Annotated in this window: 20 protein-coding genes and 1 pseudogene; 17 read left to right on the forward strand and 4 right to left on the reverse strand. The window is 47.9% G+C overall.

Annotation, left to right across the window (positions count from 1 at the left end; genetic code table 11):
- Positions 1-321 precede the first annotated feature (321 nt).
- The 3 genes from ACOJUO_RS16745 (at position 322) to ACOJUO_RS16755 (ending at position 2,666) form a co-directional block, all read left to right on the forward strand.
- Positions 322-1,131: a P-loop NTPase gene (locus ACOJUO_RS16745; RefSeq protein WP_422137563.1), complete on the forward strand. Its 810-nt coding sequence runs from the start codon at positions 322-324 to the stop codon at positions 1,129-1,131.
- A gap of 2 nt (positions 1,132-1,133) precedes the next feature.
- A complete protein-coding gene (locus ACOJUO_RS16750) occupies positions 1,134-1,880 on the forward strand; it encodes an RNA polymerase sigma factor FliA (RefSeq protein WP_422133144.1) in 747 nt (248 codons plus the stop codon).
- Positions 1,881-2,228: 348 nt separating this feature from the next.
- Positions 2,229-2,666 carry a rhodanese-like domain-containing protein gene (locus ACOJUO_RS16755; RefSeq protein WP_422137564.1) on the forward strand — a complete coding sequence of 146 codons (438 nt, stop codon included), beginning with the start codon at positions 2,229-2,231 and terminating at the stop codon, positions 2,664-2,666.
- 85 nt (positions 2,667-2,751) lie between these two features.
- Here ACOJUO_RS16755 and ACOJUO_RS16760 read toward each other — a convergent pair whose 3' ends face one another.
- The 4 genes and pseudogenes from ACOJUO_RS16760 to napA form a co-directional block, all read right to left on the reverse strand.
- A complete protein-coding gene (locus tag ACOJUO_RS16760) occupies positions 2,752-4,749 on the reverse strand; it encodes a hypothetical protein (RefSeq protein WP_422137565.1) in 1,998 nt (665 codons plus the stop codon).
- A gap of 267 nt (positions 4,750-5,016) precedes the next feature.
- Positions 5,017-5,364, reverse strand: a complete 348-nt coding sequence (locus ACOJUO_RS16765) for a NapC/NirT family cytochrome c (protein ID WP_422137087.1) — start codon at positions 5,362-5,364, stop codon at positions 5,017-5,019.
- A gap of 21 nt (positions 5,365-5,385) precedes the next feature.
- A complete protein-coding gene (locus ACOJUO_RS16770) occupies positions 5,386-6,276 on the reverse strand; it encodes a hypothetical protein (protein ID WP_422137566.1) in 891 nt (296 codons plus the stop codon).
- Positions 6,277-6,628: 352 nt separating this feature from the next.
- A pseudogene (gene napA / locus ACOJUO_RS16775) lies at positions 6,629-8,773 on the reverse strand (nitrate reductase catalytic subunit NapA).
- A gap of 308 nt (positions 8,774-9,081) precedes the next feature.
- Between napA and ACOJUO_RS16780 the strand changes: the two are divergent.
- The 14 genes from ACOJUO_RS16780 (at position 9,082) to ccmI (ending at position 19,984) form a co-directional block, all read left to right on the forward strand.
- A complete protein-coding gene (locus ACOJUO_RS16780) occupies positions 9,082-9,510 on the forward strand; it encodes a hypothetical protein (RefSeq protein ID WP_422137567.1) in 429 nt (142 codons plus the stop codon).
- 209 nt (positions 9,511-9,719) lie between these two features.
- On the forward strand, positions 9,720-10,115 hold the full coding sequence (locus ACOJUO_RS16785; protein ID WP_422137568.1) for a hypothetical protein: 396 nt from the start codon (positions 9,720-9,722) through the stop codon (positions 10,113-10,115).
- Positions 10,116-10,264: 149 nt separating this feature from the next.
- A complete protein-coding gene (locus ACOJUO_RS16790; protein WP_422133150.1) occupies positions 10,265-10,675 on the forward strand; it encodes a hypothetical protein in 411 nt (136 codons plus the stop codon).
- A 201-nt stretch (positions 10,676-10,876) separates the two neighbouring features.
- On the forward strand, positions 10,877-12,304 hold the full coding sequence (locus tag ACOJUO_RS16795) for a histidine kinase (RefSeq protein ID WP_422137569.1): 1,428 nt from the start codon (positions 10,877-10,879) through the stop codon (positions 12,302-12,304).
- Positions 12,211-12,486: a LuxR C-terminal-related transcriptional regulator gene (locus ACOJUO_RS16800; RefSeq protein WP_422137570.1), complete on the forward strand. Its 276-nt coding sequence runs from the start codon at positions 12,211-12,213 to the stop codon at positions 12,484-12,486. The genes ACOJUO_RS16795 and ACOJUO_RS16800 overlap by 94 nt, the downstream gene beginning before the upstream one ends.
- A gap of 254 nt (positions 12,487-12,740) precedes the next feature.
- Complete coding sequence (gene ccmA / locus ACOJUO_RS16805; protein WP_422137571.1) at positions 12,741-13,409, forward strand: cytochrome c biogenesis heme-transporting ATPase CcmA; 669 nt, start codon at positions 12,741-12,743, stop codon at positions 13,407-13,409.
- On the forward strand, positions 13,406-14,113 hold the full coding sequence (gene ccmB / locus ACOJUO_RS16810; protein ID WP_422133154.1) for a heme exporter protein CcmB: 708 nt from the start codon (positions 13,406-13,408) through the stop codon (positions 14,111-14,113). The genes ccmA and ccmB overlap by 4 nt, the downstream gene beginning before the upstream one ends.
- A gap of 30 nt (positions 14,114-14,143) precedes the next feature.
- Positions 14,144-14,893, forward strand: a complete 750-nt coding sequence (locus tag ACOJUO_RS16815; RefSeq protein ID WP_422133155.1) for a heme ABC transporter permease — start codon at positions 14,144-14,146, stop codon at positions 14,891-14,893.
- A 5-nt stretch (positions 14,894-14,898) separates the two neighbouring features.
- A complete protein-coding gene (gene ccmD / locus ACOJUO_RS16820) occupies positions 14,899-15,204 on the forward strand; it encodes a heme exporter protein CcmD (protein ID WP_422137572.1) in 306 nt (101 codons plus the stop codon).
- A complete protein-coding gene (gene ccmE, locus ACOJUO_RS16825; RefSeq protein ID WP_422133157.1) occupies positions 15,201-15,734 on the forward strand; it encodes a cytochrome c maturation protein CcmE in 534 nt (177 codons plus the stop codon). Before ccmD ends, ccmE begins: the two co-directional genes overlap by 4 nt.
- Positions 15,734-17,752, forward strand: coding sequence for a heme lyase CcmF/NrfE family subunit (locus ACOJUO_RS16830; RefSeq protein WP_422137573.1), 2,019 nt, complete (start codon positions 15,734-15,736; stop codon positions 17,750-17,752). Before ccmE ends, ACOJUO_RS16830 begins: the two co-directional genes overlap by 1 nt.
- On the forward strand, positions 17,749-18,291 hold the full coding sequence (locus ACOJUO_RS16835) for a DsbE family thiol:disulfide interchange protein (protein ID WP_422133159.1): 543 nt from the start codon (positions 17,749-17,751) through the stop codon (positions 18,289-18,291). Before ACOJUO_RS16830 ends, ACOJUO_RS16835 begins: the two co-directional genes overlap by 4 nt.
- A complete protein-coding gene (locus ACOJUO_RS16840) occupies positions 18,288-18,818 on the forward strand; it encodes a cytochrome c-type biogenesis protein (RefSeq protein ID WP_422137574.1) in 531 nt (176 codons plus the stop codon). The genes ACOJUO_RS16835 and ACOJUO_RS16840 overlap by 4 nt, the downstream gene beginning before the upstream one ends.
- Positions 18,815-19,984 carry a c-type cytochrome biogenesis protein CcmI gene (gene ccmI, locus ACOJUO_RS16845; RefSeq protein ID WP_422137575.1) on the forward strand — a complete coding sequence of 390 codons (1,170 nt, stop codon included), beginning with the start codon at positions 18,815-18,817 and terminating at the stop codon, positions 19,982-19,984. Before ACOJUO_RS16840 ends, ccmI begins: the two co-directional genes overlap by 4 nt.
- Positions 19,985-19,993: the final 9 nt, after the last annotated feature.

Genomic DNA, 19,993 nt, shown 5'->3' on the forward strand with positions numbered 1-19,993 from the left:
CTGTCAAATAACTTTCTTTTTATTTTTCAATGAAACGACGTTTGATGTCTTCTTTTTAGATCGATTTTGACTCTGTCAAAAAAGTAACATGACGGAAATTCGACCGGTAAAAATAAATCTCAATAAAAACAGTAGGTTATGATCTTTAGGCTGGAACTGGTCAAAATGATGTCACGTCAGCTATGTGACCATGAGTGAAAAACAGGCGTTTTAAAAAATTGGCACGGCTCTTGTTATTAATAAAGTACAGGCAGTAAAAAAAGAAAAAACGTTTTTGATTCCAGATTTTATGCAGTAATCACTGAAAAGAAGCTGAAAGCCATGAACTCATCAACAAAACAGATTATTGCAGTTGCGGGGTGTAAGGGTGGAGTAGGTAAAACATTAGTTGCAGTCAATCTCGCACTGGCTCTCACAAACAACGGAAGACGTGTGGTTTTAATGGATGGAAACCTGGCTGTCCCCGATGTTGGAATAAGTCTTGGGCTTGAGAAGAAGCTGGATATGACTCACTTCGATGCCAACGACTCTTTTTCCACTTTTATTCAGGATGGGCCCTCGGGTCTGAAGGTGCTGTCGCCAAAAGGGGAGCCTATCTGGAGGGAGACCGTAGAAACTGGTCATGCTGTCCGAATGATAGAAAGCCTGGAGTCTCTGGCTCCTACTCTTGATACCCTTGTTATTGATACCGCACCTGGATTAGCTCCGGACAATGTAGCTCTTATTCAGGCTGCGGGAGAAATTCTTATCGTTATCAATCAGGAAGTTGTATCACTGCTGGATGCCGTGAGAATGATACGTATGCTTTACCGAATATACGGTGTTCGTCGTTTTGGAGTGATTGTCAACGCCGTTAATAACCGTCGGTATGGATCGAACCAGTTTGAAAGGTTGCAATCCTATCTGAATGATGAAGTAGAAATTATTCTCCGTTATCTGGGGGCGATTCCATTCGACAAGGCTGTCGCAGAATCACTCACCCGTCAGCAGGCACTTCTGCAGGTAAATCCGGATTGCCGGGCTTCGAAAGCCATTTTGCGTATTGCACATCAGATGATGGCGATACCAGTAACACCGCCAAGAGGTCGTATCGAATTCTTCTTGCCAACAAGAATAAAAGAGAGGGTATAAGCATGGATGCTACAGCACAGGGAGTGCAGGCAACTCAAGCCAATCAGGAAAAGAGTCAGAAACTGATTCAGACCGAAATGGTTGAAACTCATAAGGCTCTGGTAAAAAGAATTGCGAATCATCTGGCCGCGAGGATGCCGGCCAGCGTTCAGATCGATGACCTGGTTCAATCAGGCATGATCGGTCTGCTGGAAGCGGCCTCAAAGTACGATGCCAGTAAAGGTGCCAGTTTCGAAACATTTGCGGGCATTCGTATCCGTGGTGCCATGCTGGATGAAATCCGAAAAGGTGACTGGGGGCCAAGATCCGTTTACAGAAACAGTCGCAGAGTGACTGAGGCGATTCAGAAGGTTGAAGCCCGCCTTGGAAGAGATGCCAGAGACTTCGAAGTGGCTAAGGAGCTGGAAGTCAATCTGGATGAGTTCTACACCATTCTCAGTGACCTTCGTGGTTGCCGACTGTTCAGTTTTGAAGAACTGTTCGACAGCGAAGAGTCCAGAATGCAGGCTCGCTCTGGAGATAGAGGTCCATCAGCCGATATTCAGGAAGAGAAGTTCAAGTATGCCCTGGTAGAAGCTTTAGAGAAGTTACCCGAGCGGGAAAAGCTGGTTCTGATGCTTTATTACGATGAGGAGATGAATCTCAAGGAAATTGGTAAGGTTCTGGGCGTCAGTGAGTCCAGGGTCAGCCAGATTCACTCTCAGGCAGCCGTCAGATTAAGAGCCAAGCTCCATAACTGGTTAGGTTAAACCACCAGTGTACCCGGGGGGACTCGTGGGTATAGGGTCCCCAAGCTCTAAAGCAAGCATTTTTTGTTTCTATCCAGGGTCATTGCTTCTCCAAACCCTGTGGCTGGAATGAATGATTTGTAGAGTAAACGGTATTTTTTCACTCTATATGCTCTCTGGCAGTGAGCAGCAAGCTTTTAGCTTCCTATTATTCCAAGTACGCAGGTCCTTACTCCATATACTTTTTTATAAAGTAGTTTTTATTAAGTAGTCTTATAACGGACCTGTATTAATATGAAATGGAATTCTTATCTCGCAGGGTGCTTTCTGGCCCTTACCTCCTGCTTCCTGTCTGCACAGGAAGCGCCAGTGAATATCAAGAACGTTGTTACCATTAACACTCATCAGGCCAAGCGCCTTCATGAGTTGGGGGCTTTATTTATAGATGTGAGACCATATCAGCAGTGGGAATGGGGGCATATTGACCGGTCTCAAAGTCTGGATTTAAGGGCGGGCTTCAGACAGCTGTTCAAGCCTGGCACTTTGGATAAAAAGACGCCTATTGTCATCTACGGAAACAGCACGTATCACATGAGGGGAGCGATAGCGAGTTACCTTGCCGCACTCTGGGGTTACGAGAGAGTGTTCTTTTTCAGGGACGGCTACTTTTCCTGGTTGGCATTTGATTATCCGGTAACACTTTATTCAGAATTGGAAACAGAAGAAGTCATCAGTTGGAAGCCAGGAAAGCAAAAGATAGATGATATGAGTGATTCGCAGACATTCTCGTCCATGTTGATGAAATAAGTTATTTCAAGTTATAAAAAAGGCGTCATGTGGCGTTTTTTTTATAACTTGCAGAAACCCATGGTATACAAGAGCCAGTTGATGCCTATAATTTTTTATTCAATATTGTGTCGAATATAACCAGTGGAGCGACACCCGCATGTCTCCCTTCTTCATTTGCCTGAATCGTTAAGCCGTAAACCCGTTCATCTCCAGCCACTTTAAACTCCCATAATGGCTCGCTCTTATATTTAAAGCATTTGTAGCCTGTAGCGCCTTCTTCATGGGCTGCATACCGGCCTGTTTCGTGAATGCTTTGCATTTTTTTAAGGGCATTATCGGATATTGTGCTTTTGATTGCATCTGATGAAGGGTCAAAATAGGCATAGGCAACAATGTTTTTTTTACCCGTATCTTTACTTGACGGGGTAAAGCCTCTTCTGTAAATAGGTCTGATGTATTGGTTGTCTATCGGTATATCCTCTTTCCACGGCCTCGCAGGCAACTGGTCCTTCGGCATAATGATATCCTTGAGTTTCCTGGCTATTGCCCCAATGCTTCGACTTTTTTTAGGGCGTTTTTTTTTCTTGATCTGTGTTAAGTCATGATAGAAGGGTAAATACGGCTGCTTCCAGTCGTCGGGGTAATTGACGTTGGTTTTGGTTGAAAACGCTAAGTCTTGAGCGTTGTCGCACTTATCCATAGATTTTTTGATGTCCACTGGCATCTTCTTTTTCTCGGTTCTGATTATTTTTTCTAACAAACGACTAGTGTCTATTTTCTTTCTGTAGGCGAAGTAACGGGTTATTTTTTTCGGTAAAGGCACCAATGCAAGTGTAGAACCTAACATGCACAGAAGGTAAAATGTATAGGAAGCTACAGACGCTAAATTAAAGAGCTTCATAGTAAAGCTGTTGTTGTTTGCTTCTCTCCTGGCTCTTACTCTTTCAGCAAGCTCCCTGGCTTCAGTCCGCTTGTGCTCGTTGAGGCATGCTTGACGATCCTTTATGCATTGTTGGAACATTTTTTTTATTTCTACAGGGCTAAGAATGGCTGCAGATTTTCTAATCTGGGAATTAATGTATTTTCTGTGCTGCAGGATATCCTCTTTTTTGTGATCACTATTAACTTTTAATGCAGTTGATGTCTGTCTTTCTAAATCATCAAGTTTGCTTTTTAATGATTGTAACAAGCTCACAAATACAGTATTGCGTCCTTTTATTAAGTGGTCCAGTTCTCTAGCATAGGCTTTGTAATCTCCGGATTCTTTCTGATACATGAAAATTTGTTTTAATGCCGTATCGTAGCTATCGAGTTCATCGAGCAGATTTTTCATACAGGGGCTTAGAGGGAAGTACTCATATTTCTTAAGAACAGTGAGTTGCTTCTCATCAAAAACAAGCATTCCGAAATCATTGTTGTGTATATGGATGTAGTTGTTAGTCTGTTCCAGAATCTTTTTTAATTGTAATGTCTTGGACTCCAAACGGACAAGGTCTTTATATTTTTTCATTACAGGAACCGATTCAGGGTTCTGAATACCAAGCACTATGCCGGTCTCATCTGATTTTTTATAAACCCCGGTCATTCTATTCTCAGGACCGATCTGCTCCATCAGGCTTGGTTGGTGACAGGACTGAGACTGAACTTCTCTTTTAGGCGCTGTTCTTTTTTTGTGAATTATTTCTGTGGGGGCTGAGCACTTATCTGCCAGGCACACTGCCTTCGCATCATCTTTTCCGCCTGTTTTCTCTAACTTTGTGACCCAGTCTGTAAGGCCAGTTTTTGGGCAAGTGTTGAGTTCAGCTTTTGCCAGGGAAGCCATGCTACAAACGTTACTTCTTCCATTGCTTAGTGCATGCACTGACTGCAAGCCTGAAAAAAGACCAAGAGCAAAAACGAAGCGCTCTGTTATCGACATATCAGAAAAATGTTTACCACGGACTGCAGCCGTTTGTTTCTTTGTGGTTTCTTTGGGAAGGGTGTTTTTTCTTACTTTCCGGCGACCCCATTGTTTTTTCTTGTCTGATTTTGTGGATTGTTCTGGTGCATAGCCAAATCTTCCGTGGATTAAGGTGCTGTGACCGGAAACAGGGAGTGACATCGTAATTCTCCTTAATATGTGTATGTCGGGTCAGGCCAAACAAGAGAGTTTTGACTAATGAAGATATAGACTGGCTGATTTCAGAAAAGTTCCTTTGTTTGATTCTTTTTTAATGAATGATCCTGAACGTCAGTTCATAAAAAAACAGAGACTGTCAGCCTGCACCGATAATCAAACGATTACCTGCTCATTGTTTTCATGTGGACAGGCTCCGGTATTTCCCTGACGGAACTCCGAAGCCTGTGTGAGGGCAGTACCAGTGGGTAGCTACTCCCAACCTGGCACACCGGTCATGTCAGGTAGCTTATGGGCAATACCCTTGTGACACTGAATGCAGGTTTCACCGTTTTTCTCTGCAGCGGTATGGTTTTTAACCGCCAAAAGTGATTGTTCAGATAGTTCCATAGATTCCTGGGTATGGCAGTTACGGCACTCCTGAGAATCATTGGCTTCCATGCGAGCCCATTCCCGCTCAGCCATTGCCTTTCGATGGGCTTCAAACTTCACCGGGGTGTCTACCTTGCCTGTTTGGATGCCTCTGGCTACCGACGAAAAGAAAACCGGGATGGGCCTTTCTTCCTGGGTCGAATCAAGAAGAAAGACCTGCCCCTGAATGCCTTTCGGCTCATCATCCTGTCAGTCAGGAGCTATTTTAAATATTGCACTTGCGTTTAATGAAATTGAATGGGTGCGATTTACTGGATCCAAAGGTGGCAGAAATGCTGCTGTATATGTTTTTACACATTGATCAATGTCAGGGTTTACTATTTTTTCCTGAATTCTGGTTTTTAAACCAAATATATAATAAGGCCCAGCATTAAATACCGTTCGTTTAACCGGCCATGCACTCACTACATGTTCAGGTGGTATGCGTGTCGTGATTACTTCTTCAGCAGATTTGATAGAAGTAGTGCGTAGCCCAGGTCCCTTCAGATCTGCAGCTGTTTTGCACATGTCGATACCGGTATTGACATAACACTGATAAACATAGGTGCTGTCTTCCTCTCCAGGCTCAGGAATGTAAAACACAGGCGAGTCAGGCTGATTCTGCGATAAAAACATTGGGAACCAGGTTGCAACTGCGATGTTGCGGCTAGTGCAGATGATCTTGTTTGCTGAGTCATTCACCAATTGGTAGTTACTAAAGATTGGTTGATACGCTAGTTTATGGCCACTTAATTTTGTACTGAGCAGAGCTTCAAGGAAATCATTATCGTTAATAGAGTCCGAATCATCTGATTTTCGATTAAATCCCGTTTTGAAAATGGTTTCCGGAGGCCTCGAATCGCCCCTATATACCACTCCAATATGGGATGGTGTTTTCAGAGTAGGAGTAAACCTGAATTGACCCTTATGTTGCCAGAATGGATTATGACTGAAGGATCCATTTTTAGATTCTGGCAGGTAGGTTTTTCCTGGATATGCAGCAACTTCCCGGGCAAAGGCTTTGACTGTTTCAGTTGTTGCAGTTTGCCAGTCTGCAGGAGAGCTGGGTGGGTTGGTCTTAATTGTGTTACTGATGTGCATGGTTACACCTCCATTGGTCAATGAATATTGGTAGAACTGGATTTCCTGATTGCTCTTTCATCAGATGGAGTGTGAGCTAGCATAGCTTGCAAAATTCCAGAGGTTAATTGCATGTGCCTCCGAGTCTGATAATAGAGTTAAATTTATTACTTGTTTGATCGTTCAACTATAAATAAGTTCCATTAATTTTCTTTATTACTTGTTTGATCGTTCAACTATAAATAAGTTCCATTAATTTTCTTTTCAGAGCCGGATAACTCTCCTCCATGAGTATTTTGCTTTCAAACCTGCGGTAAGGCATCAGACTTCTGGCCGAATTTACTGTTCTTGTCGAACATGCTGTCTTTCACTCTCAGCAGCGTTGTTTCAAAACACGACCGGTGGACAACCAAAGGTCGAACTCTTCGTCCGAAGCGTCATGGGGTGGTTCGTAGGGCAGGGCAAAAATCCAGGCTTTGCCATCGGGCTTGCCATAGAAGTCGAAGTCACTGCCCGCTTTGGCATAAGGGTCAGAGCCTTCCTTGAAACGCCAGAGGGTTTCCTGATCATCCACTACAGGCCAGCGCAAGCCTCGCTCCTGGTGATAACGCTCAAAGTCCGCCAGATCGTGAGCTTTGCCACGACCGAAGGTGGCGTATTCTTCAAACAGACCCTTCTGGGCATAAAAACCCAAAGCTCGGGCGTCGTCGTTCAATCGGTCTTCAGGAATCTCATCCAGTTTGAACCGGTCAACCTGTCCGTTGGCATACAGAACATCAAACAGGGTCTTGCCACGATATTGTGGGTGCTTTGCCAACAGGGCGTCTGACCAGACTTCCTCAACCTTGAAACGCCTGGAGAATTCCATCAGCTGCCACAGGTCGGATTTGGCTTCGGCAGGAGCTTTTACCTGCTGATACCAGAACTGGGTACGACGTTCTGCGTTTCCGTAAGCACCTTCTTTCTCGACCCACATGGCGGTTGGCAGAATCAGATCGGCAATTTGTCCGGTCAGGGTTGGGTAAGGGTCAGAAACCACGATGAAATTGTCAGGATTTCTGTAGCCGGGCAGTGTTTCATGGTTCAGGTTCGGAGCTGTCTGGGCGTTGTTGTTGCACATGACCCAATAAGCATTGAGTTTGCCGTCTTTGAGCATCCGGTTTTGCAATACGGCGTGGAAACCCGGTTTGGCAGGAAGGGTGCCTTCAGGCAGTTTCCAGATTTTCTCGGCTTAGTCTCTATGGGCTTTGTTAACTACGACCATGTCCGCAGGCAGACGATGAGCAAAAGTACCGACTTCTCTGGCGGTACCGCAGGCAGATGGCTGGCCGGTCAGAGAGAATGGACTGTTACCCGGCTGGGAAATCTTTCCGGTCAGCAGGTGCAGGTTGTAGATGATGTTGTTCATCCAGACACCACGGGTATGCTGGTTTACGCCCATGGTCCAGAGGGACATCACCCTGGTGTCGGGGTCAGCATAGAGTTTCGCCAGCTCTTCCAGCTGTGTTTCGGAGACGCCAGACAGTTTTGAGACTTTTTCAGCCGTGTATTCGCTGACAAACTCTGCAAAGCCATCAAAGTCGAGAGGTGTTGTGCCGCCATTTCCCGGGTTTTTGGCTTTCTTTTCCAGCTCGTGATCCGGGCGCAGGCCATAGCCAATATCCGTTACACCTTTGCGGAAAACGGTATGCTTCTTAACAAAGTCCTGGTTGACCTTGCCGTTCTGGATGATGTAGTTGGCGATGTAGTTACAAATAGCCAGGTCAGACTGAGGGTTGAAGATGATGGGCTGGTCGGCCAGTTCAAAGGAGCGGTGCTTAAAAGTGGACATTACCGCTACTTTGACATGGGGGTTGGATAGACGACGGTCAACCAGCCTTGACCAGAGTACCGGGTGCATCTCGGCCATGTTGGAGCCCCAGAGTACAAACGCATCGGCATGTTCAAAGTCGTCATAACAACCCATGGGCTCATCAATACCAAAGGTACGCATAAAGCCTACCACCGCAGAAGCCATGCAGTGTCGTGCATTAGGATCGATGTGGTTGGAACGGAAACCGGCTTTCATTAGCTTGGAGGCTGCGTAACCTTCCCAGACAGTCCATTGACCAGAGCCGAACATGCCCACGGGGGGCATCTCATCGGAATTACGGGTTTTGGCTATGGCCGCCTTCCATTTTTCCGCCATGATATCGAACGCCTGATCCCAGGAGATCGGAGTGAAGTCACCATTTTTGTCGAATTTGCCGTTTTTCATTCTCAGCAGCGGTGTTTCAAGACGATCCTTGCCGTACATGATTTTCGACAGGAAGTAACCTTTGATGCAGTTCAGGCCTTTGTTCACAGGTGCCTGAGGGTCCGCCTGAGTGGCTACTACACGACCATGCTGTGTGCCCACCAGTACCGAGCAGCCAGTACCACAGAACCTGCAGGGGGGGCGGGCAGGCGGCTCAATGGGTGCTGAAACCGTTTTTCCAGTCAAGAATCCACGGCGATCAAGATCTAATTTTTGACTCACGATGCTGTGACTCTAGTGTTGTACGACTTTTCTGGCATGGAATCCGGGTTGAAGTTTCAAGCTTTACGGAAGCGTATTTTAATAAGGATGGACGTACAAAAAAGCCCTTTTAGATGTTGTGTAAGCAAGACGTAAATCTGGCATACCCCTTAGGAGGTAGTGGTTCTGCGAAGGCTTGATAAAGCGTTGGCTTAGCAATGCGGTACGGATTTTTGTAACCTCTGTTTTCAGCAGCAAGCGGTTATTTAGGGGTACTCAATGTCAGTGCTACCCGACCACAGGGCAGGAGGATAGGGCCATACTTAGCGATGGCTGAAGCAGACAAAGTGGTGTTAATGATGAGTAAGTGTCAGCTGTTTTTTTTGATTTGTCTCGGTTTTGTTAATGTTGGTTATGCGGGCTCACAATTAAACGAAGGTGATTGCGTAAGTCTATATACTCCTTCGGGTACATTTTGGGACTTTACCTCCGCCAGTGATCCAAGCAGTGCTCTCGGGGCTCAATGTACTCTTCTGTATACGTGGGGTGACCAGGGCTGTCCTGCTGGTAAGCATTATCGGTGTTGTCTCACCATAGCTGGAGCGAACAAAACTTCAGATACAGATTATCTCGGTGGTGTGAATACCTATAAAGCAGGCTGGTTAGTTTATAAACAGTATTCAACCAAAGCTGAGCTCTTCCATGACGTTAATAGTGGTGAGCTCAAGAGAGTCTATCAAAAATGTTTAACTGAATAATTTCTCTGGCAGGGTATTCGCATACATTGTCGTATATGAGTCATTATTTGAGTATGAAAAATCACTAAATCGACATACTGAGCAATCCCTTACTCCATAGGAATAAAGGGATTGGAAGGTTTTGTGGCCTTCCGGAATTTGTGACTGAGAGACAGCTGAACGGGTAGGGCTATACTTGGTACCCGGCAGAAAAGGAAATGGTGGAAACGATGAAGAAGTACGAGCTGCTTTTTTTGTTTTGCATTGGCTTTATCAATGTAAGCTACGCTGGTTCACAAATCACCAATGGTGACTGTCAGTCTCTATACACTCCATCAGATACATATTGGAGTTTTACTCCTGAAAATCAATATACTGACTCAGGGGCTCAATGCATTCTTTTACAAGCGTACGATGTGTCTTGTCCTATTGGGAAGCATAATTCTTGTTGCCTGATTATTGCCGGAGACAATAACACGCCAGATACAGCTTATTACGGCGGTGTTAGTATTCTTCTTAGCGGAAGATGGCTAGTGTATAAAGATTACCTGACCAAAGCTGAACTCTTCCAGAGCGTCAGCAAAGGCGAGCTTAGAAAAGCCTACGAAAAATGTATGAGTCAATAATAGACCTGAGAGGCTGTCCGGTATGTATTGTTGTAGCCTCTGTTTTTATTGTTAGCCTGTTTTAAGATTAATCAAGGGTTCACAGCAACCACCTTCTCCAGAGTTCTATACTCTGCTTGAGCTGACGTACATGAAATGGTGGTAACACTATGAGGAAATATCAACTACTGCTGCTTGTTGTCGTTTATCTTGGTTTTATGAGTACCAGTTATGCCGTCGGTCGACAACTGGAAGAACGTGATTGTCACTATCTATACACTCCTCATAAGGATAAATGGTACGCTTGGTATTTTGCACCCGACAGTGATCCAACGGCTGCCACCGGAAATCAATGTAATCTTTTCGATGTCAATGGCTATTGTCCTACTGGCAAGCGTTATCACTGTTGCATGGGTGTTGGTGGACTGAGTAAAGCTCAGGATACAAATTATTTCGCTGGTGTCAGCATACTTAGCAAAGACTGGCTGCTGTATAAAGTTTACTCAACATTAGGCGATGTCTTTCAGGGCGTTGGTGGTGAGATTAGAGAAGCCTTTGAAAAATGCATGAATCTTGAATAATTAATGGCTATGAGAGGGTATCTGATAAGCACTTGTCTCAATTCCCAAATTTTTCCCCACTCCTGCGGCAGTGGCGTCTGCGGCACTGGTTCTGATAAAGTCGTGACGACTTTGTGTCATGGCTCTCTTCCCGGGTCTAAATCTTTTCTCAGAGCTGTCTGACAGCTCTGAGTGTCGAGTCTTTATTTAAGGTGCATGTTGTTGAAGCCCATTCGGTTCAAGGCGCTGGCCGCTATTATTACCATCTGTTTTTTGGGGTTGCTCAGTGTCAGTGGTTCGTTGTGGTTTGCAGCGACCACAGAGAGTGATGCCGCCGCTATCAACCTTGCCGGATCATTGAGAATGCAGGCATGGCGTCTGGTAGACCGGGTCAACTCTGAGGAGACCAGCCACAACGGATTGAGCCAGTTAATCAAGATCTATGACAGCAGCCTTGACAGTCCTACTTTGAGGCATTTGGCTGACAGAACCGATATTATTGGCCGTCGTTATCAGGCTCTGGTCAGTGAATGGCACAGTGAGATGCGACCTTTATTGCGAGATAAAGTCGGATGGCGAGAGTTTGCGGATAAGGTTCCCGGTTTTGTTGATCGTCTGAACGATCTGGTGACCTCATTACAGTTGCATACCGAGCGAAAACTGCACTGGCTGATGATACTGGCGATTTTTTCACTTTGTTCCATTCTGGCCATTGGGGCTTTGACGATACGTTACATCCAATTGAACCTGATCAAGCCGGTTGAACAGCTCAGTTATGCGGCAAAGAAGGTCCGTCTTGGTAAGTTTGACCACCTGCGTCTCAATTATAAGAATGCCAATGAAATGGGGCAGTTGACAGAGACCTTCTCTGCCATGGCCGACAGCCTCTCGCTTCTTTATAGTGATCTCGAGGCCCAGGTATCAGGGAAGACTCGATCACTGGAACATTCAAACACGGCTTTGCAACTATTGTATGAAACGTCCCGGACGTTGGGCATGAACCCCTACGACGAAGATCAACTGGCGTTGTTGCTGGAACGCTGGAAGCGGCTGCTCGGACTTAAAAGTGCCTGCGTCTGTTTGACTGGCAATGCCGGGAGCATGAAATTACAGCGGATTTTTCCGCAAAGCGAGGCTTTTAATGATGTCTGCAACACGGGTCAGTGTGAAGGCTGTATTCGAGAACCCTCATCGGATGTCCAGTTTTCACTGAGCCAGAATGATGAGGGTTATGGTTATCTGCAAATCTCTCTGCAAGAAGGGCAGTCATTGACCGAAGAGAGCAGGCAGTGGTTGAGAACGTTTGGCGATATTGTTTCTGCCTCACTGTATCGCAGTGGCTACCAGACTCAGGAGAAGCAATTGCTTTTGATGGAAGAGCGAGCCGTCATAGCCAGGGAGTTACATGATTCGCTGGCTCAGGCATTGTCTTACCAGAAAATTCAGGTCACTCGATTGAGGAAGGTTCTAAAGCGGATGGGAGCGGAAGAATCCGTCGACTCAATTGTCGAAGAAATTCGTGAAGGCATTAACAGTGCCTATCGCCAGCTGCGGCCATGGGAAAACTGGCAGTGGATGCCCGGCTGGCAGAAGTGCTGGCTTCTGTTCTCAGGCCTGATAGCAGCGAGACCAGCAAGATTGATCTGCTGACACCTAAAGAGAGGGAGGTTCCCCAGTTTATTGCGGAAGGGGATGCAAATAAGGTGATTGCCCGAAAAATGGACATCAGTGAAGGCACGGTCAAGGTTCATGTCAAACGTATGCTTCGAAAACTGGACTTTCGTTCGCGGGTTGAGGCCGCAGTCTGGTGGGTGAACAGCCGGGACCGTTGATGCCCCTTGCGAATGAGAGTGTTGGGCTGAATCGAGTCAGGTCAATGTCAGCGAATTTACCCAATCTAGATAGTTAATTACTTCGGAACGAACGTCTTTTTCGATATAATCCTGCCCGAGTTTATGGCTGTTAGAGTGTTTTTTGAACAGCTACCAGCAATCGTAAACTGCTATGAAATTTCAGCCGTATAAGGGGGTAGAGGCTTCAGGTCTCTGAATCACTCAATTGACTGACAGACTGTAGGGAAAACGACTTGCTCGAAGTGGCTAAGCTGGGGTGTGAACGAGACGATCGTGTTCTTTTTTCAAACCTCTCCATTCAACTGTTTCCCGGTGAACTGCTACAGATAGAAGGCTGTAACGGAGCGGGTAAAACCACGCTTTTGAGAGTGCTGGCAGGCCTCTGTGGTGATTATCGTGGCCAGGTGATCTGGCAAGGGCAGAAGCTTTCCAGCGTTTATGCAGACTTTCGGCTGTCAACCTTTTATTTTGGTCACAAACCTGCCGTTAAAACCGAACTCACTCCAATAGAAAATATTCTCTGGCGCTCAAACCTTCGTAACGAACGTTACCCGGAGCCTTGGGTTGTTTCTGCGCTGGAGCAAGTGAACCTTGCTGGCTATGAAGAAGTTCCCTGCGGGCAACTTTCTGCAGGGCAGCACAGACGGGTGGCTCTGGCAGACCTTTCACTTTCAACCGTGCCGCTCTGGATTCTCGATGAGCCCTTTACGGCTATTGATGTCGATGGCGTGGCCTGGCTTGAGCAATTGCTGGTCCGGCACATTGAAAAAAATGGCGCTGTGGTGATGACCAGCCACCAGAGCCTGTCAAAGCTGTCTGACCGGTTCAGAAAGCTTCGTCTGGAGGCCTATGCAACTTCCGATGAAGAGACCGGTCATGAAGAGTCGGGGGCCTGGTTATGAGTGACACTTCATTGCAGGGCAGCAGCTCATTACAGGGCGGTCGGGCGTTTCTGGGGTTGGTTAAACGAGATCTGATCCTGGCCTTTCGGACACCGGGACAGACCCTGAATCCCGTGGCATTTTATCTGATGGTCGCCAGTCTTTTTCCTCTGGGTATCGCCCCTGAAAAAGAACTTTTGTCTCAGTTAGCCGGTGGCATCGTCTGGATAGGCGCTCTGCTGGCGGTTCTTCTCTCCCTGGATTCCCTGTTCAGAAGTGACCAGGAAGACGGCTCACTGGATCAGCTATTGTTATCGCCGCACCCATTGCCTTTACTGGTGTTGGCTAAAATCTTTGCGCACTGGCTGACGACCGGCGTAGCACTGATAGTGATGGCCCCCTTACTGGCCTTGATGCTGCATTTACCGTCACAGGCTTTTCCTGCATTAATACTGAGTCTGCTGGTGGGTACACCCCTGATGAGTCTCGCTGGAGGTATTGGTGCAGCGTTGACAGTGCGTGTTCAGAGGGGAGGAATACTACTGACATTGCTGTCTTTACCTTTATATATTCCTGTTCTGATATTCGGGACAGGGGCTGTTCAGACGGCAGTTGAGGGTATGTCCTATTCAGGGCACTTGTTGTGGATGGCAGCATTGCTGATGTTTGGATTGTGTCTGGCGCCGCTGGCGATAGCCGCATCACTGAGAATAGTTGCAGACTGAGCAACAGGAACCAGTCACGGTAGAGTAATAATGAACTGGACTTTTTTTCACAAACTGGGATCACCCAAATGGTTTTACGAGATCAGTGGCAAGTGGTTGCCCTGGTTGGCCATTCTGGCAGCCCTGTTGATGGCCACCGGCTTGATCTGGGGTCTGATGTTTGCGCCACCGGACTATCTGCAAGGCAATAGTTACCGGATCATATTTATCCACGTTCCTACCGCCTTTCTGGCTTCTGCTATCTACGTGATGATGGCCTGTGCTGGTGTTGTCACTCTGGTATGGAAAATGAAGCTGGCTGACATGGTACTGAAGTGCTGTGCACCCATCGGAGCTTCATTCTGCCTGATGGCTCTGGTAACCGGTGCTATCTGGGGTAAACCGACCTGGGGTACCTGGTGGGTTTGGGACGCCAGGCTGACCTCTATGTTGATTCTGCTGTTCCTCTACATGGGTGTCATCGCTCTTCGTGGTGCTATGAGGAACACCAATACTGCGGCAAAGGCCTGTGCCATTCTGACTCTGGTTGGGGTGATCAATATCCCGGTCATCAAATTTTCTGTCCAGTGGTGGAATACCCTTCATCAGGGCGCCACGCTCAAGTTGACTGAAAAGCCGTCCATGGCACCTGAGATGCTTTGGCCTCTGCTGATCAGTATTGCGGCTTTTTATCTGTTTTTTACCGTTGTCCTTATTCTCCGTTTGCGAACCGAAATACTGGACCGTGAGCGCCGAACCAAATGGGTTCACAAGACCGTATTGGCCAAACTGGAGAACTGAAAACTATGTATTTTGAAAGTCTGGCCAGTTTGATACGCATGGATGGTCACGGTGTCTTTGTTTGGGCGGCCTACGGCATTGGTCTGGTGATCATTGCCTACAACATAATTTCTCCGTTGCGGGCCAGAAAGCGGATCCTTTCCCAGGTTCTGCGTCAGGTGCGCAGCAGCCTGTCCAGAGACCGGAGCTTAACAGCGAACAGGCGCCAAAGCTTGACAGCTGACAGAAAGCAAAAAATGACAATAACCCGTCAGCGGGAAGACAGAGTCAACATTGAAGATCAAGGTGTCCGGGAGGGAGAAATGGAATGAATCCAGTTCGCAAACAACGCTTATTATTAGTGCTTTTATTGGTGGCCGGCGTCGGTATTGCTGTGGCCCTTGCTCTGTTTGCCCTGAAGGAAAACATCAACCATTACTTTTCTCCAGCCCAGATGGCCAGAGGCGAAGCGCCCGTCGGTCAGAGGATCCGTGGTGGCGGTATCGTCGTTCCGGGTTCGGTCATACGTGATCCGAACAGCCTGAAAGCCAGATTCCGAATCAGTGATGGCGATGGCGAAGTGGAAGTGGAATATACCGGAATCCTGCCAGACCTTTTCAAAGAAGGTCAGGGCATTGTCGGAACCGGCAAACTGGATGAAAACCGTCGTTTTGTAGCCGAGGAGCTGTTAGCCAAGCATGATGAAAACTATATGCCTCCGGAAGTACAGAAGGCCATCGACAAAGCTCATGGTTCGAAGTCAGGCAATCCGTCAGATAAGCCTGATGGCGCCCCGTCATACCCACAGGAGAGTCAACAGCCCCTTGAGAGCCTTCACTCTCAGGCATCGGAGAGCAAGTAATGAATCCTGAACTGGGGCTGTTTGCCCTGATACTGGCAACCTGTCTGGCTCTGCTGCAAAGTATTATCCCACTGGCAGGTAGCTACAATGGCCGACTGAACTGGATGGCTACCGGTAAAACGCTGGCAACAGGTCAGTTTGTTTTTGTCCTGTTGTCGTTCATGTGTCTGGTAGTTGCTTTTCTTTCGGATGACTTTTCGGTTCAGTACGTAGCCAGCAACTCCAACTCCCTGTTGCCTGTTTACTACAAGGTCACTGCCGTCTGGGGTGGCCATGAAGGTTCTCTGTTGCTCTGGGTTCTGACCCTGACCGGTTGGGGACAGGCGGTTGCTCTGCGCAGTAATAAACTGCCTCCGGAACTGTCTGCAAGAGTGTTATCGGTCATGGGTATGATCAGCGTTGGCTTTATGCTGTTTATCCTGCTGACCTCAAACCCGTTCGCCCGTATTCTGCCATTTCCTCCTGCCGACGGTTCTGATCTGAACCCGCTGCTGCAGGATCTGGGTATGATTGTGCATCCGCCCATGTTGTATATGGGCTATGTTGGTTTTGCGGTCGCTTTTGCCTTTGCTATTGCGGCATTGCTCGGTGGCCAGCTGGACAGTGCCTGGGCACGCTGGGCTCGCCCCTGGACAACTGTGGCATGGTGTTTCCTGACAGCAGGTATTTCCCTGGGTAGCTGGTGGGCCTATTACGAGCTGGGCTGGGGTGGCTGGTGGTTCTGGGACCCTGTGGAAAATGCTTCCCTGATGCCCTGGTTGACGGGTACGGCACTTATTCACTCTTTGGCAGTGACTGAAAAACGCGGACTGTTCAAGAGCTGGACATTGCTGCTGGCGATCACCACATTCTCCCTGAGTCTGTTTGGTACTTTCCTGGTTCGTTCCGGTGTGCTGACCTCGGTTCACGCCTTTGCCAATGATCCTGAACGTGGTCTCTTTATCCTGGTCTATCTGCTGGTGGTGGTGGGTGCTTCCCTGAGCCTGTTTGCATTCAGGGCACCGGAAGTGAGAAGTAAAATCAGTTTCTCCCTGCTTTCCCGTGAAACCCTGTTGTTGCTGAATAACATTATTCTGGTGACCAGCTGTGCCACGGTACTACTGGGTACTATGTTCCCACTGTTGCTGGATGCGTTGGATCTGGGCATGATTTCTGTAGGCCCTCCTTACTTTAATCTGCTGTTTGTTCCTCTCGCCATGCTGCTGGCTGCCTGCCTGGGTATCGGTATTCTGCTGAACTGGAAAAAAGGCTCCGTCAACTGGCTGAAACAGCAGGTACGCTGGATTCTTGTTGTCTCTGTTATCGGCGGCGTCGCATTCAGCTTCCTGTACGGAGATCGCTTCCTGGTCAGTGAAGCTCTGGCGATGGGGCTTGTCTTCTGGATGGTACTCACCATTGGCAAGGATGTACGCAATAAAACCCGTAATACCGGTCTGCTGAGAGGGCTGACAAAGCTCAAGCCAGCCTACTATGGCATGCAACTGGCACACCTGGGTCTGGCGGTTACCTTTATTGGTGTGGCACTGACGTCTGGTTACAGTGTTCAAAAAGATCTGCGAATGAGCCCGGGTGACTCTGCCCAGGTTGGCGAATACGTCTTTCGGTTTGATGGTGTGAGTCAGCGTCAGGGGCCCAACTATGTAGCGGACTACGGCACTATAAGCGTCTTTGAGGATGAGAGGAAAATAGCCGTCCTCGAACCGGAAAAGCGTATTTATACCGTGCAGAACATGCCAATGACTGATGCAGATATTGATCCGGGCTTAACCCGTGATCTCTATGTTGCCCTGGGTGAGCCGCTTGGCGGCGATAGTTGGGCAGTCCGTCTCCACGTTAAGCCTTATGTTCGTTTCATCTGGCTGGGTTCCATCTTTATGGCTCTGGGTGGTTTGCTGGCGATTTCTGACAAGCGATATCGTGTCCGTCTCAAGAACAGGAAAGAGGCTTTACTGGGTAACAAAAAGCCCGCCGGGGATTCAGATAAGGATGCAGCCATCACGACAGGAGGTCAGGCGTGAAGCGCTGGAAACTATTTCTCCCATTAGGTTTCTTTCTGACGTTCAGTGTGCTGCTTTATATCGGTTTGTTCATGGAAGATAAAAGTGAACTACCTTCTATGCTGCTGGATAAACCTGTTCCGGAATTCAGCCTCGAAAAACTGAAGCAGCCTGAAGAGAGCGTTACCGAAGCAGCCTTGAAAGGCAAGGTTCTGCTACTCAATGTCTGGGGTTCGTGGTGTCCGGCCTGTAAGGTTGAGCACCCTTACCTGATAAAGCTTGCCCGGGAAGGCATCAATATTGTAGGCCTCAACTACAAAGATGAGCGTCAGGATGCTCTGGAGTGGCTGGATCGCCTCGAAGATCCTTACCTTTTTAACATTGTTGATAAGGATGGCAGGCTGGGTCTGGACCTGGGTGTTTATGGCGCACCGGAAACCTTTCTGATCGACAAAAAGGGTGTGATTCGTCACAAACACATCGGGATCATTGATGACCGGGTCTGGAAGGAAGATCTCAAGCCTCGTTACGACGCTCTGCAGAAGGAGTTAGTACAATGACTCTCGACTATTTGTTCAGGCACTCATCGCTGCTGAAATCTGCGAGTGTTGTTCTTTCTTTCAGGCTCATACTGGCGCTGTTCGTCGCAGTGGTGGTCAGCACGGGCGCCTATGCCGGGGTTATTGATAACTATCAGTTTGATTCTCCCCGGCAGCAGGAGCAGTTTTTCCGTCTGAACGAAGAACTGCGCTGCCCTCAATGTCAGAATCAGTCTATTGCCGATTCCAATGCGCCTATTGCTCAGGATCTGCGTCGTGAAGTTCACCGTATGATTGTTGAAGAGAAGGCCGATGATGACACCGTTATCCAGTTTATGCTGGATCGGTACGGTGACTTTGTACTCTACAAGCCCCGAATGGATGCCCGCACCATCGCCCTCTGGTTTGGTCCTCTGATTCTGCTGTTGCTGGGCATTTTCATACTGTTCAGAATCCTTAAACAGCATCGTCCCGGGATCGCAGATGAAACGCTGGACGAGCAGGACAAAGCCGTGCTGGAAAAGATACTGGGTGGTAAAGATAAATGACGCAGTTCTGGATAATCGCTTCCATTTTAACTCTCATGGGTATGGCTCTCGTCGTTACGCCACTGTGGTTCCGCAGTCGACCTGGTGCGGATCAGGGTGTTTCCGACAAGGCTTCCAATATTGCTTATTTCAAAGAGCAGGAAGCCGAACTGAAAAAGCAGCTGGATCAGGGTTTGCTGACACCGGAAGATGCTGAACAGATTCGCACTGAGCTGGAAAAGAAGCTGCTGGAGGATGTGGCTGATAAGAAAGAGAAGCTCAGTTACACCGGCAGTAGTAACAAAAGCCTGGCTCTGTTTCTGGCCTTCCTGATTCCAGCCATGGCTGTGCCCGTTTACCTTTACCTCGGTTCGCAGACAGAACTGTCTGTCGTTGAGATGATGAACCGGGATGTGTCTCATGAAGAGATGATCTCTACCCTGGAAGCCTGGAGTGACAAACGACCTGACAATGCTCAGGCCTGGTATATGCTGGCAGGTCGTTACATGGCCAGGGGTGAGGTTAATAAGGCGATTGACGCTTATAAGAAGCTGTACACCGTCACCGAAGGCAGTCCTCAGGCGTCGGCCCAACTGGCTCAGGTGCTGTTCCTGGCGAACCGCAACCAGATCAATGGCGAGGTGCGTGGCCTCTATCAGGATGCACTCAGCAAGGATGAAAGCAACACCACGGCATTAGGGCTCAAGGGTATTGATGCTTTTGAGCAGGAAGACTACCAGCAGGCAGTTCAGGCCTGGACCAAAGCCCTCTCTTTTGAAGATGATATGGCTGCCCGACAGTCCTTGTCTGCCGGTATTACCAAAGCACGCAAACTAATGGGTGAAACGGTTGCAGAATTGCGGATCAATGTCGAATTGGCTCCTGAGCTTAGTAATCTTCCGGGTAAAGCCAGAGTCATTGTTTTTGCCCGTGAGAGCGGTGCCAAAAAGCCCCCTATTGCTGCTGTTCCTCTGCAGGTCAGTGACCTTCCCAAAGAGGTAATACTGGATGATAATGCTGCCATGATGATGGGCTCAGTCAGCCTGTCGGATACAGAAAGTCTGGATGTGGTGGCTCGTGTTACACTTTCAGGCGATGTGGCTCAGGCTGATTATCAGGCTGAGGTCCGTGATGTAAAAATCAAGGATAACGGCGTTATTCAGCTGCGAATCGCACCTGCCAGCTGATCTTGCTGC

The sequence above is a fragment of the Endozoicomonas sp. ALC020 genome (assembly GCF_049275935.1).
In the GTDB taxonomy this organism is placed as follows: Bacteria; Pseudomonadota; Gammaproteobacteria; order Pseudomonadales; family Endozoicomonadaceae; genus Endozoicomonas_A.